Here is a 13903-nt window from a genome sequence, read left to right on the forward strand (position 1 = left end):
CGCCCTGTTCCACGAGGACGCCGAACCCGAAAAGGGATCCGCCGCGGTACCACCTCGCTTGCCGCCTGGGCAGGTGGACCCGGGCAACCGCTTGTTCTGAGGCTGTGACGGGCCCGACCCGTTCGGTTCTACCAGGAAGCCGCCCGGAGGCGGTTCCGTTCTTCCGAAGACTCACCGGTGATGGCCGGATCACAGTCATGCAGGAACGATTCTAGCCTGCGGCGTGCACGGCCCGGTAGCCGGAGCAGACCGGCGCGATGGCCGCTTGCAGATATGGGCCCAGCGGCCCGCGGGAGACGCCCGCGCGCGCCCAGACCCCGGCGGCGGCGGCCGCGGCGGCCAACACGGCCATCGCGAAACTCCGACCGACCAGCGCCGCTTCGGCACCGGCGGGCGTGCGCGCCAGGACGAAACGCTCGACCAGCGTCACCAGCGCCATGAACCGGGACAGCGCGGATGCCTCCAGCTCCCCCGTCGTGCCCATCAGCTCGGACTGGGTGAGCGCCCAGGGCACGTGACCGGGCCCGAACCCGGCGGATATCTGCAGCAGGGCCCGCTCGACGGCGGACACCGCCTCGGCCGGTCCGGCGGCGCCGGCGCACTCGGCGAGCGCCGCCGGCAGTCCGGCCAGTCCGGCGTCCACCTCGACCCAGAGCAGGTCGCTCTTCGCGGCGAAGTAGTTGAAGAAGGTGTTGCGGCTCACTCCGGCCCGCCGCGCGATCTGCTCGATCGTGGTGCCCGCGTAGGTCTGCTCGAGGAAGAGTTCCGCCGCGGCCTCCTCGAGCATCATCCGGGACGAGCCGCGCGGGCGCCCGACTCGGCTCGGCGGGTGATTCGTCATGGTGATTCCGTGTTCTACGATGGTGGTCGGTCCGGAACATTCTTGGACCGAGTCCAACAATTGCACACTCGGCCGAGTCGCGCCGCGGAAAGAGACCTGACATGATCGCCTCGGGGCACACCCACCGCGCTTCGCGCACCGTCGCCGGCCTGGTCGCCGCCGGCCTTCTCCTCACCGGCTGCGCCAGCCCTGCGGAGTCTCCCACGATTGAGGGGCCCGTCACCGGCGGCACCCTCACCTACGCCTCCGGCGACGCGGAACCCACCTGCCTGGACCCGCACGTGGGCGGCAACTACCCGCAGGCGCTGGTGAGCACGCAGTACCTCGAGTCCCTGGTCTCCCGGGACGCCGACGGGAAAATCATCCCGTGGCTGGCGGACTCGTGGACCGAGAGCGCCGACGGCCTGGACTGGGAATTCACGCTCGCCGACGGGGTCTCCTTCACGGATGGCACGCCTCTGGACGCGTCCGCCGTGCAGGCCAACATCGCTCACCTCCAGGACCCGAAGACGGGTTCGTCGACTGGTTACCTGGCGCTGCAGAAGGTCACCGGTACCGAGGCGGTCGCCCCGAACGTGGTGCGCCTGACCCTCGGCGAACCGGACAGCGCCCTGCTCGAGTCCCTGAGCCAGCCGTGGCTCGCGATCGAATCAAAGCAGGCGCTAGCCCGCAGCCAGGAGGAGAACTGCGCGGCTCCGGTCGGGACCGGCCCGTTCCAGGTCAAGACCTGGGTCAAGCAGGACTCGATCACCCTCGTGCGGAACGACGGCTACTCCTCTCCGCCCGCGGATGCCGCGCACAGCGGACCGGCGTACCTCGACTCCATCGTCTGGCGCTTCATCCCCGACTCCGCGTCGCGGTACGCCGCCCTGCAGTCCGGTGACGTCGACGTCATCGACAACGCGCAGCCCGACACGATCGTGCAGACCGAGAAGGGCGACTCGATCCGTCACCTCGACGCACCGCGCCCCGGCGCCTCCAACCGGATCGAACTGAACTCCGGACGCGCCCCGTTCAACGACCCGCTCGTGCGCGAGGCGTTCATCCGCTCGGCCAATGTCGACGACGCGGTCGCGAGCCTGTTCCAGGGCACAGCCACCCGCTCCTACGCGGCCCTCTCCAGTGCGGAGTCCCTCGCGGTACCGCGCCCCGAACTGTTCGGATACGAGCCGAAGGACGCCGGCACCCTCCTCGATTCCGCGGGCTGGACGAAGCGCGACGCGGGCGGCTACCGGGTCAAGGACGGCGTGCGGCTCACGGTCACCTTCCCGGTGAGCACCAACCAGTCCATCCCCGCGGAGCAGTCCCTGTTCGAACAGATCCAGGCCACCGCGAAGAAGACCGGCTTCGAGGTGCGCCTGGTCCCGATGGACCTCTCCAGCTGGTACACGGCCCTCGGCGAGAACAACTACGACGCCGTCAGCGCGCCGTACACCAAGGTCGGACCCGACGTGCTGCGGATCCTGTTCCACTCCGCCGGCATCGTTCCCGCGCCCAGCGGCTACTTCGCCAACCACGCGCAGGTGAACGACCCGGCCATCGACGCGCTGCTGACCGAGGCCGGCCAGGTCACGGATGCCTCCAAGCGCAAGGCCCTCTACACGGACGCGCAGAACCAGGTGCTCGAGGGCTACTACATCCTGCCCCTCTACGACCAGCAGAACCACTTCCTGCTCGGGGCGAAGGTCACCGGCGCCCGCGCCCTGCCGACCGTGTCGACGCCCACGTTCTACGATGCGTGGCTGAAGTAGCGGATGCCGGGAACAGCCCATGCCTGACGCGGCGGCGCAGGCTCGGTCCACCCTCCGCGCCCTGCGCCGGAGCGTGCCGGGCCTGATCCTGGTGCGTCTGGTCGGGGCCGGCTTCGTGCTGTGGATGGTGGCCACGCTCACCTTCTTCGCCGTGCGGCTGATCCCCGGCGACCCGGCCGAGGCCATCCTCGGCGGTCCGGGTTCGCAGACCTCGCCGGCGGCGCTCGCCGCGGTGCGCGCCGAGTACGGCCTCGACCTGCCCGTGTTCACGCAGTACCTGGCGCAGCTCGGCCGGCTCGTCACCGGCGACCTGGGCCGCTCGTACGCGTTGAACCAGGATGTCGCCCCGCTTCTGGCCGGGCAGCTCGGCGGCACCCTGCTGCTGGCGGTGCTCGCCCTGGCCGTGGCCTGGCTCCTCGCCCTCGTGCTGGCGACCTGGTCGACCCGCGGCGGCCGGTTCGCCTGGTTCCTCGGGTCGGGGCTGGAGATCGTGTCCGCCGCGCTCCCCCATTTCTGGCTGGCGACCGCGCTGATCGTGTTGTTCAGTGTCTGGCTGGGCTGGCTGCCGCCGGTGAGCACGGCCGGGCCCGCCGGGCTGGTGCTGCCGGTGCTGACCCTCGCGGTCCCGCTGGCCGGGTTCCTCGGCCAGATCATGCGGGAGTCCCTGCTCGCCGCACTGGAGTCGCCCTTCGTGCTGTCGGCGCGGGCGCGGGGTGAGGGCGAGCGCGGCATCCGTTGGGTGCACGCGTTGCGCCACGCCGCCCTGCCGGCGATCAGCCTGTCCGGTTGGGCGTTCGGGTCCCTGATCAGCGGCGCGGTGGTGGTCGAGACGATCTTCGCCCGGCCCGGACTCGGACGCACCCTGCTGAACGCCGTGACGGTGCGTGATGTGCCGGTCGTGGTCGGCACCGTGCTGGTCGTGGCGCTCGGCTACATCCTGATGACCCTGCTCACCGACCTGGCCCAGCGCCTGGCCGATCCCCGGCTGCGCACCCGATGAGCGACCTGGAGATCCAGGCCGGCCTCGGCCGGTCCGCCCGCGCGCCCCGCCCGGCCCACCCGCCCCGGCGCGGCCGGCGACCCCGGATCGGGGTCGCCGAGACGCTGAGCGGGCTGTTCGCGCTGTTCCTGGTGGCGGCTGCGCTCGCGCCGGCCCTGGTGGCGCCCGGGGACCCGCTCGGGATCGATCCCCTGTCCGCGTTCCAGGCTCCGTCGCTCGTGCACGGGTTCGGCACCGACGAGTCCGGCCGGGACATCTTCACCCGGGTCGTACACGGCACCGGCAGTTCCCTGCTGATCGGCACCCTCGCGACCCTGATCGGGCTGGGCCTCGGACTCGTGCTCGGAACCCTGGCCGGGATGCTCGGCCCGGTCGTCGACTTCACCGTGAACCGGCTGCTCGAGGTGCTGTTCGCCTTTCCGGGGCTGCTGCTGGCGCTGCTGTTCATCCTGGTCTTCGGCCCCGGAGTGGCGAGCGCGACCGTGGCGGTCGGGCTGGCGACGGCGCCCGGGTACGCCCGCATCATCCGGGCCCAGCTCGTCTCGGTGCGCTCGTCCGCGTTCGTCGAGGCGGCCACCGTGCTCGGCCTGGGTCGCGGCCGGATCCTGGCGCGCCACATCCTGCCGAACACCCTCGCTCCCCTGTTCGTGCTCGGCACCCTCGGGATCGGCCAGGCGATCGTCTGGGCCTCCGCCCTCAGTTATCTCGGGCTGGGCGCCACGCCGCCGGCCGCCGAATGGGGCGCCATGCTCTCCGCCGGGCGCACGTACATCGGCTCGGCCTGGTGGATGAGCTTCTTCCCCGGCCTGTTCATCGTGCTCGCCGCGGTGTCGGCCACGGCCCTGGGCCGCGGCATCGACCGCAGGCTGAGGCACGCATGAGCGCGGAGAGCGCGGAGAGCGCGGAGAGCCTGGCACCCGGGCCGGCAGCCGCCCTGCCCGCGACCGCGGCCGCGGCCGCGCCGATCGTGCCGGTCGTGCGCGTGCGCAACCTGAGCGTGGGGTTCGGCCCGGAACCGGGCGCATCGCCGGTGGTGGAGGGCATCTCGTTCGACGTCGCGCCGGGCGAGTGCCTGGCCCTGGTGGGCGAGTCCGGTTCCGGCAAGTCCGTCACCGCGCGCAGCCTGCTCGGCCTCGCCGGGGACACCGCCTGGCTGCGCGCCGACGAGCTGACTCTCGGCGCGTCCGGCGTGCTGGAAATCTCGGAGGCCGCGTGGCGGTGCCGGCGCGGACGCGACGTGGGCCTGGTGTTGCAGGACGCCCTGGTGTCCCTGGACCCGCTGCGCCCGGTGGGCCGGGAGATCGCCGACTCGCTCCGGCTGCACACCCGGCTGGGCGCCGCGGCCCGCCATGCGCGCGTGCTCGAGCTGCTGGCACGCGTGGGGCTGCCCGACGGGGAGAACCAAGCCCGGAAACGCTCAGGGGAGCTGTCGGGAGGCCAGCGCCAGCGCGCCCTGATCGCGGCCGCGATCGCCCTCGACCCGCCGTTCCTGATCGCCGACGAGCCGACGACCGCCCTCGACGTGACCGTGCAGGCCCAGATCCTGGACCTCCTGGCCGACCTGAAACGCCGGGGCACCGGGATCCTCCTGATCAGCCACGACCTCGCCGTGGTGGGCCGCATCGCCGACCGGATCGCGGTCCTCTCCGAGGGACGCATCGTCGAGCAGGGGCCGACCGCCGCGGTTCTGGCCGCGCCGGAGGATCCGGTCACCCGGCGGATGCTGGCGGCCGTCCCCGTGGACAAACCACGCGGCCTGCGCCTGACCGCGCAGCTGGCCCCGGCTCTGACCGCGCAGCTGGCCCTGCGCGACGCGGAGCCGGCCCGGGCGGTCGACGCCGAAGCCGGGGCGCACCCGGCCGCTCCCGCCGCGGCCAGAGAGGTCGTGCTCGAGGCCACCGGGCTGGTCAAGCGGTTCACCCGTCCCGACGGCAGCGTTCAGGCCGCCGTCGACGACGTGTCGTTCCGGCTGGAACGGGGAACGACCCTCGGCATCGTCGGTGAGTCCGGTTCGGGCAAGACCACCCTGGCCCGGCTCGTGCTGGCGCTCGCCCGGCCGGACGCGGGCGAGGTGCGAGTGCTCGGCGAGCCGTTCAGCGTCGCCGGCGAGAGAGCCGGCGCCGAGAAGGCGCGGCGGCTGCTGCGCCCCCAGTTGGGCGCGGTCTACCAGGATGCGCTCAGTTCCTTCGACCCCCGGCTCACGGTCGGCGACGTGCTGCGGGACGCAGTAGGCGGCAGGACCGGCGGCACGACCGTCGGCACGACCGTCGACACGACCGTCGACACGACCGTCGACACGACCGTCGACACGACCGTCGACACGACCGGCGCCGGCCGGTCCCGCGGTCGCGACGGCCTCCGATCCCGCGGCGGATCGGTCGACAGGTCCGATGCCGCCGGCCGGCGCATCCGGGAGCTGTTGGACGCCGTGGGCCTGCCCGCGAGCCTGCTCACCCGGCGGCCGCTGTCCCTCTCCGGCGGGCAGCGCCAGCGGGTGGGCATCGCCCGGGCGCTGGCCTCCGAGCCGCAGATCCTGATCTGCGACGAACCCGTCTCCTCGCTCGACGTCACGGTGCAGGCCCAGGTGCTCGACCTGCTCGACGACCTGCAACGGGACCTCGGCCTCAGCGTGCTGTTCATCTCCCATGACCTCGGGGTGATCCAGCACGTCAGCGACCGGGTGGCCGTGATGCGGGACGGCCGGATCGTCGAATCGGGCGCGGCCGGACAGGTCTTCGGGGCGCCGCAGCATCCGTACACCCGGGCCCTGCTGGGCGCGGTCCCCCGCCTCGGCTAGCCGGACTCCACGACCCCGCGCTCGTGGCGCAGGTTGTGGCCCGCGGCGCAGGTTCGAGCCTGCGCCCGCGGGAATAACCTGCGCCGCGAGCGGCCGGGGGGACGGACGGACGGGCGGCGACCGTGTCTACGACAGGAGCGCGACCGGGGATTCCGCCTCGCCGCGCCAGGCTTCGACGCCTTCCCTGATCGCGAAGCCGGCGATCACGAGTGCCGCGAGCGAGTCCGCCCAGGCCCAGCCCAGCAGCGTGTTCAGCACCAGCCCGAGCAGCACCGACCCGGACAGCCACGCGCACAGCAGCAGCTGCCGGGAGTCCGCCAGCACGCTCTTCGAGCCGAGCTCGGTCCCGGCCCGGCGTTCCACGCCCGCCACTCCCGGCATGATCACCAGGCTCAGGCAGGCGATCACGATGCCCACCGGGCTGGGCTCGGCCTCGATCACCCCGATGAGGCCGAGGCCGGCGTTCAGGATGACGTAGCCGGCCAGGGCGAAGAAAGCGACCGCGATGGCGCGGAGGGCAGGTTTCTGCCACCGGTCGGGGTCGCGGCGCGAGAACTGCCAGGCGATGACCGCGGCGGAGAGCACTTCGATCACGGAATCCAGGCCGAATGCGACCAGCGCGGTCGAGGATGCCGCGGCACCGGCCGCGATCGACACGACCGCCTCGAGCACGTTGTAGCCGATCGTGAAGCCGACGATCAGGCGCACCTTGCGGCGCAGCGCCGTGCGGCGGGCATCCGTGAGCGTGCGCGGGCCGGCCAGGGCGTCGCCATCCGGCGTGCCGTCAGGCCTCGTGTCGTCATCATTTGGACCGGTCACGGTACCCCTCTCCGCCTCCAATCCTGCCACTCGCCGACCGACCGGGGGCGGCTCCCAAACGCCGGGCTGGGCCCGGAATCGGTCTGGAACGGGACATCCGGTAAGTTAGGTACCGCCCAATACTCAGGCACTTCACCACCGACACGGTGCCGCAGATACGAATCGGAGAAACATGACCGCCGCCAGCGTTCCGGAAAAACCTGCCCTCGAAGGGCTCGAAACCAAGTGGGGCGGCTCCTGGGAAGACGCGGGCACCTACCGGTTCGACCGGGGTTCGGCCACGCGCGCGAACATCTTCTCCATCGACACCCCGCCGCCGACCGCCTCCGGGTCGCTGCACATCGGGCACGTCTTCTCCTACACGCACACGGATGTCATCGCCCGCTTCCAGCGCATGCGCGGCAAGAGCGTCTTCTACCCGATGGGCTGGGACGACAACGGCCTGCCCACCGAACGCCGGGTGCAGAACTACTACGGCGTGCGCTGCGACCCGTCCCTGCCCTACGTCGATGACTTCACCGCGCCGTTCGAGGGCGGCGACGGCAAGAGCACCAAGGCCGCCGACCAGCTGCCGATCAGCCGCCGCAACTTCATCGAGCTGTGCGAACGCCTCACCATCGAAGACGAGAAGCAGTTCGAGGCCGTCTGGCGCATGCTCGGCCTCAGCGTCGACTGGACCCAGACCTACCGCACGATCGGCAACGACTCCCTCGTCACCTCCCAGTCGGCGTTCATCGGCAACATCGAGCGCGGCGAGGCCTACCAGGCCATGGCCCCCACGCTGTGGGACGTCACCTTCCGCACCGCGGTCGCCCAGGCCGAGCTCGAGGACAAGGAGATGCCCGCGTCCTACCACCGAGTCTCCTTCGCCCAGCCCGGCGGCGGCGCGATCGAGATCGAGACCACCCGCCCGGAACTGCTGCCCGCCTGCGTGGCCCTCGTGGCGCATCCGGACGACGAGCGCTACAAGGCCCTGTTCGGCTCAACCGTTCGCACGCCGCTGTTCGACGTGGAGGTGCCGATCCTGGCCCACCACCTCGCGCAGAAGGACAAGGGCAGCGGAATCGCCATGATCTGCACGTTCGGCGACGTGACCGACGTGATCTGGTGGCGTGAACTGGACCTCCCCAACCGCGCCATCATGGGCTTCGACGGCCGCATCATCGCCGAGGCGCCCGAAGCGATCACGAGCGAGGCCGGGCGGGCCGCATACGCGCAGCTGGCCGGCAAGACCGTCTTCTCCGCCAAGGCGGCCGTGGTCGACCTGCTCCGCACCAGCGGCGACCTGATCGGCGAACCGCGCTCGATCGTGCACCCGGTCAAGTTCTTCGAGAAGGGCGACAAACCGCTCGAAATCGTCTCCACCCGCCAGTGGTACATCCGCAACGGCGCCCGCGACGAGAAGCTGCGCGCCCGCCTGATCACGCACGGCAGCGACCTGCAGTGGCACCCGGAATTCATGCGCGTGCGCTACGAGAACTGGGTCAACGGCCTCACCGGCGACTGGCTCGTCTCCCGCCAGCGGTTCTTCGGCGTTCCGCTGCCGATCTGGTACCCGCTGGATGCCGACGCGAACCCGCTTTTCGACCAGCCCATCGTCGCCACCCGCGAGATGCTCCCGGTCGACCCGTCCTCCGACACCGCCCCCGGCTACGAGGCCGGGCAGCGCGGCCAGGCGAACGGTTTCGTCGGCGAGGTCGACGTGATGGACACCTGGGCGACCTCCTCCCTCACCCCGCAGCTGGCCGGCGGCTGGGAGCGCGACCCCGAACTGTTCGAACTCGTCTACCCGTACTCGCTGCGCCCGCAGGGCCAGGACATCATCCGCACCTGGCTGTTCTCCACCCTGCTTCGCGCCGAACTCGAACACGGCGTCTCGCCGTGGCAGCACGCGGCCCTGTCCGGCTTCATCGTGGACCCCGATCGCAAGAAGATGTCCAAGTCCAAGGGCAACGTCGTCACCCCGGCGGACATGCTCGAGCAGCACGGTTCGGATGCCGTGCGTTACTGGGCCGCGTCGTCGCGCCTCGGCACCGACGCCGCGTTCGACCCCAAGAACCCGACCCAGATCAAGATCGGCCGCCGCCTGGCGATCAAGATCCTGAACGCGTCGAAGTTCATCCTCGGCTTCGACGGCGGCGCGGAGGCCCCCGTCAGCGAGCCGCTCGACCAGAGCATGCTCGCCCGGCTAAGCGTCGTGGTCGGCCAGGCCACCGCCGCGTTCGAGGGCTACGACCACGCCCGGGCGCTGGAACTGACCGAGAGCTTCTTCTGGACGTTCTGCGACGACTACCTCGAGCTGGTCAAGGAGCGCGCCTACGGCGAGGCCGGTCCCGGCCAGGCATCGGCGGTCGCCGCCCTCCGCACCGCGCTGTCCACCCTGCTGCGCCTGTTCGCCCCGTTCGTGCCGTTCGCGACCGAGGAAGCCTGGTCCTGGTCCACCGAAGACTCGATCCACCACGCGGCCTGGCCCGTCCAGTCCGAGCTCAGCGGAGGGCAGGGCGGCAACGTCGCTCTGCTGGACCTGTCCAGCCGGGCGCTCACCGGCATCCGCCGCGCAAAAACCGATGCGAAGGCTTCCCAGAAAACGGACGTCGAATCTGCTGTAATTAGCGGTACGGCTGCAGAGATTGCCCTGCTCAGGCAGGCTGCCGCCGATCTGAGTGCCGTTGGCCGTATCTCGGAGTTGGTTTTTATTGAAGGCAGCGAATTGGCTGTCACCGACATCGTGCTCGCCACGGTGCCGGAGAACTAGGAGAACCGAATGTCAATCAAGGTACGCGCGCTCGGCGACAAGGACTTTTTTTCGTGGCTGGGACTCTTCGAGGGCTACAGCGAGTTCTACAAGTGCGAACTGACTGACCAGAAAGCGCTCCAGGTCTGGAGCTGGATCATCGACAAGAACGAGTCGCTCACCGGCGCCGTTGCCGTCGACGACGACGGCGAGTTCGTCGGATTCGCCCACTACCGCGAGGTTCCGAACACCCTGACCGCCACCCGCGGCCTGTTCCTCGACGACCTGTTCGTGGTGCCGGAATCCCGCAGCACGGGCATCGGCCGGGCCCTGATCGAGTTCGCCAAGGAGTACGCCGCGGCGCACCGCCTGACCACGGTGCAGTGGCTGACCGCCGCCGACAACGAGACCGCGCAACGCCTGTACGACGACGTGGCCACCCGCACCGACTGGGTCACCTACGAGATCGAGCTCTAACATGCAGATGGGAACACGCTGGCCGCTGGGCGGCCCGATGCCCGCACGGCTGCCCCATGTGGTCGAGATCGCCGTCAGGGCGGTCGAGGAAGATCTCACGGCCCTGGCGGAGGACACGCAAGCCTGGCGCTGGACGCTGACCTGGCTCGAGGGCAACCCCGTGCTGGAGCTGGACGACGGCACGGTCATCCGTTACAACCCGGCCGAGGACAGCGCCACGATCACCCAACCGGCGATCGCCCTCGAAGACGAGGACGACTGGATCTAGGCTCTGCTGGCCCTGGCCTGGCTCTGGCCTGGCCGACTCCGCCGAGCCGTGAGAAGCGCCCCTTAAAATTCGGAAAACGGGGGCGCTACTCACGGTTCGGCGGAGGGTTTTCTGCCGCTACTTGCGGGCGACGACCTCTCCGTGCGGGATGCCGAACCAGCCGTCCGGGTCCCCGGCCCACTGGAGCCAGGCGGCCTTCATCTTGTTCAGGTCGGCGAGGTCGGCGGCCCCCACCTCGATGGCGTGTGCGGCGAAGGCGGATTCCGTCACGCGGTCGGCCCAGGACCCGCCCCACCACTCACGTTCCACATCCGAGGCGAAGCACCAGATGGATGCCGAGCTCGTCACCGCGCCGAACCCCGCCTGGCGCGCCCACGCCTTCAGGGAACGCCCGGCGTCGGGGTCGCCGCCATTGGAGTAGTGCACGTCCCGGTACGCCGTCAGCCACAGCGAGAGCCCCTGCAGCTTCGGGTGGTACATCACGCCCCCGTAATCGGCGTCGCGGCCGGCGAAGACTCCGCCCGGCTTCAACACCCGGCGGAACTCCCGAAGCGCGGCAACCGGGTTGGCCAGGTGCTGCAGCACCTGGTGCGCGTGCACGATGTCGAAGCTCTCGTCGGGGAAATCGAGCGCGCAGGCGTCGCCGACGTGGAAGGAGGCGTTCCGCACGCCCTCGTCGAAGGCGAGTCCCGCGGCATGACGCACGATCTGCTCCGACGCGTCGATGCCGGTGACCTGCCCGGGATACAGCCGGCGCGCCAGGTCGACCGTGACCGTGCCGGGGCCGCAACCCACGTCGAGCAGGGACCGGCCGGGCGACAGGTGCGGAACCAGGTAGGCCGCCGAATTCGCCACGGTGCGCCAGGTGTGCGAGCGCAGCACGCTCTCGTGGTGCCCGTGCGTGTACTGCTCTCGCTGCGCGGTCTCTTGGCGGTCCGGCTCGTCGGTCATGAACAGATCCTATTCGCGCGGGGGCAACCGGTGTGGCAGGGTGAGCGGATGAACCCCTTCTTCAGCCCCAGCACGCTGGCCTACGAGCTGCCCCCGTTCGGGCTGATCCGGGAGGAGCACTACCGGCCCGCTTTCCTGCAGGGAATGGCGGAGCAGATCCTCGAGGTTGCGGCGATCTGCGGGGTTCCGGATGCGCCCACGTTCGACAACACCATGGTGCCGCTCGAACTTAGCGGGCAACTGCTCACCCGGGTGGCGGCGGTGTTCTTCAACCGCAGCTCGTCGGACTCGAACCAGCTGACCGACGCGCTCGAGGAGGAGCTGGCGCCGTTGCTGGCCGCGCACGCGGACGCCATCCGTCTGAACCCGGAGCTCTTCGCTCGGGTGGCCGCCCTGCACGCGCAGCTGGACCGGTTGCAGCTGGACGCGGAATCGCGCTACCTGGTCGAGCGATACCACACGGAGTTCACGCTCGCCGGCGCGGGCCTGACCGACGCCGCCAAGGCCGAGCTGCGGGACTACAACGCACGGCTCTCCACGGCGACCACCCGGTTCGAGAAGAACCTGCTGGCCGACACCAACGATTTGGCCCTCGTGCTCGAGAACGTCGCCGAGCTCGACGGCCTCACCGCCGGGCAGATTTCGGCCGCGGCGGAGGCTGCGACGGAGCGCGGGCTGCCGGGCCGGTACGTGATCACCCTCGTGCTGCCGACCGGTCACCCGTATCTGGCTCAGCTCACGAACCGCGGCGTGCGGGAGCGGCTGCTGGCGGCCTCGCGGTCCCGCGGCATCCGTGGCGGCGACCACGACAATCGCGAGCTGGTGCTGTCGATCGCCCGGCTCCGCGCCGAACGCGACCGGCTGCTCGGCTTCGACAGCCACGCGGCCGCGGTGACCGCCGACCAGACCGCGAAGACGCCGCAGGCCATCGCCGACCTGCTCGGGCGCCTGGCACCCGCTGCGTCCCGTAACGCCCTGGTCGAGCAGGCCGACTTGCAGGCCCGGATCGACCAGGACGGCGGCGGTTTCGAGCTCGCCGCGTGGGACTGGGCGTTCTATACCGAACAGGTGCGCCGGGCCCGGTATCATGTGGACACCGCGGCCATGCGGCCCTATTTCGAGCTCGAGCGGGTGCTGCGCGACGGCGTGTTCTACGCGGCGAGCCGGTTGTACGGGGTCACGTTCACCGAGCGCCCCGACCTAGTCGCCTGGCATCCGGAGGCCCGCGTGTTCGAGGTGACTGAGGCCGACGGCTCCCCCGTCGGCCTGTACATCGGCGACTTCTACACCCGCGACTCCAAGCGGGGCGGCGCGTGGATGAACTCGCTGGTCTCGCAGTCGGCGCTCCTGGACTCGTCGGCGGTGGTCTGCAACAACCTGAACGTGCCCCGGCCGGCCGCGGGCGAACCCACCCTGCTCAGCTTCGACGAGGTCACCACCCTGTTCCACGAGTTCGGGCATGCGCTGCACGGGCTGTTCGCGCGGGTCACCTACCCGAAGTTCGCGGGCACGAACGTCTACCGAGACTTCGTCGAATTTCCGAGCCAGGTCAACGAGATGTGGATGCTGTGGCCGGAGGTGCTCGCCCACTACGCCGTTCACCACGAGACCGGTGAGGCCATGCCGCAGGACCTGGTCGACCGGATCCAGGACTCCACCGCCTTCAACGAGGGCTTCTCCACCAGTGAATACCTGGCCGCCGCGCTGCTCGACCAGGCCTGGCACCGGATCGACGCCGACGACACGGTGACGGATGTCGCCGCGTTCGAGGCCGCCGCGCTCACCGCCGCGGGCCTGGACAACCCGGCCGTGCCCACGCGCTACGCCAGCACCTACTTCGCCCACACGTTCGCGGGCGGCTACGACGCCGGCTACTACTCGTACATCTGGAGCGAGGTGCAGGACGCCGACGCCGGGGAATGGTTCGAGGACAACGGCGGGCTCACGCGGGCCAACGGGGATCGGTTTCGCCGTCGATTGCTCGGTGTGGGCGGCAGCGCCGACCCGCTGGCGGCCTACCGGGACTTCCGGGGACGGGACGCGGGCATCCAGCCGCTCCTCGACCGGCGCGGCCTGAACTAGCGGCAGCCGGCCCGGCGCCGGTCCCGGCCCCGGCACCGGCCCCGGCTCCGATCACCCCGCCCGTGAACCAATTCGACGGAGATACTGGCTCTCCTGCTGCATCTGTGGGTCTTTCGGAGCGCCTTAACGGCCGCACGCCGCTTCCTGTCTAGGTTTCTGACTGTCAAGGAAAGAAACTTTATA

At 70.5% G+C, this 13903-nt stretch carries 11 protein-coding genes; 8 read left to right on the forward strand and 3 right to left on the reverse strand.

Annotated features, from left to right (window positions below):
• Positions 1-211: 211 nt before the first annotated feature.
• Positions 212-841, reverse strand: a complete 630-nt coding sequence (locus E3O49_RS12715) for a TetR/AcrR family transcriptional regulator (protein WP_134366116.1) — start codon at positions 839-841, stop codon at positions 212-214.
• A 101-nt stretch (positions 842-942) separates the two neighbouring features.
• Here E3O49_RS12715 and E3O49_RS12720 point away from each other — a divergent pair, with 101 nt between their 5' ends.
• Genes E3O49_RS12720 through E3O49_RS18865 form a run of 4 tightly spaced genes read left to right on the forward strand, consistent with a single transcriptional unit; the run spans position 943 to position 6389 of the window.
• Positions 943-2592, forward strand: coding sequence for an ABC transporter substrate-binding protein (locus tag E3O49_RS12720; protein ID WP_134366115.1), 1650 nt, complete (start codon positions 943-945; stop codon positions 2590-2592).
• A gap of 19 nt (positions 2593-2611) precedes the next feature.
• Positions 2612-3592: an ABC transporter permease gene (locus E3O49_RS12725; protein WP_134366114.1), complete on the forward strand. Its 981-nt coding sequence runs from the start codon at positions 2612-2614 to the stop codon at positions 3590-3592.
• Positions 3589-4473: an ABC transporter permease gene (locus E3O49_RS12730; RefSeq protein WP_134366113.1), complete on the forward strand. Its 885-nt coding sequence runs from the start codon at positions 3589-3591 to the stop codon at positions 4471-4473. The genes E3O49_RS12725 and E3O49_RS12730 overlap by 4 nt, the downstream gene beginning before the upstream one ends.
• A complete protein-coding gene (locus E3O49_RS18865; protein WP_134451722.1) occupies positions 4470-6389 on the forward strand; it encodes a dipeptide ABC transporter ATP-binding protein in 1920 nt (639 codons plus the stop codon). Before E3O49_RS12730 ends, E3O49_RS18865 begins: the two co-directional genes overlap by 4 nt.
• A 126-nt stretch (positions 6390-6515) precedes the next feature.
• Here E3O49_RS18865 and E3O49_RS12740 read toward each other — a convergent pair whose 3' ends face one another.
• Entirely contained in the window at positions 6516-7208 is a 693-nt protein-coding gene (locus E3O49_RS12740; RefSeq protein WP_338145000.1) for a cation efflux transmembrane domain-containing protein, read from the reverse strand.
• 172 nt (positions 7209-7380) lie between these two features.
• Between E3O49_RS12740 and valS the strand changes: the two genes are divergently transcribed.
• The 3 genes from valS to E3O49_RS12755 are packed head-to-tail and all read left to right on the forward strand — an operon-like array spanning position 7381 to position 10687.
• Positions 7381-9963, forward strand: a complete 2583-nt coding sequence (gene valS, locus E3O49_RS12745) for a valine--tRNA ligase (RefSeq protein WP_134366111.1) — start codon at positions 7381-7383, stop codon at positions 9961-9963.
• A 9-nt stretch (positions 9964-9972) separates the two neighbouring features.
• Positions 9973-10419, forward strand: coding sequence for a GNAT family N-acetyltransferase (locus E3O49_RS12750; protein ID WP_134366110.1), 447 nt, complete (start codon positions 9973-9975; stop codon positions 10417-10419).
• Positions 10420-10426: 7 nt separating this feature from the next.
• On the forward strand, positions 10427-10687 hold the full coding sequence (locus E3O49_RS12755) for a hypothetical protein (RefSeq protein WP_241994546.1): 261 nt from the start codon (positions 10427-10429) through the stop codon (positions 10685-10687).
• Between the two features lie 117 nt (positions 10688-10804).
• Here the strand turns inward: E3O49_RS12755 and E3O49_RS12760 are convergent, their stop codons facing one another.
• Complete coding sequence (locus tag E3O49_RS12760; RefSeq protein WP_134366108.1) at positions 10805-11638, reverse strand: class I SAM-dependent methyltransferase; 834 nt, start codon at positions 11636-11638, stop codon at positions 10805-10807.
• Between the two features lie 48 nt (positions 11639-11686).
• Here E3O49_RS12760 and E3O49_RS12765 point away from each other — a divergent pair, with 48 nt between their 5' ends.
• Entirely contained in the window at positions 11687-13720 is a 2034-nt protein-coding gene (locus tag E3O49_RS12765; RefSeq protein WP_134434479.1) for a M3 family metallopeptidase, read from the forward strand.
• Positions 13721-13903 lie beyond the last annotated feature (183 nt).

The organism is Cryobacterium shii (assembly GCF_004402595.1).
GTDB lineage: Bacteria > Actinomycetota > Actinomycetes > Actinomycetales > Microbacteriaceae > Cryobacterium > Cryobacterium shii.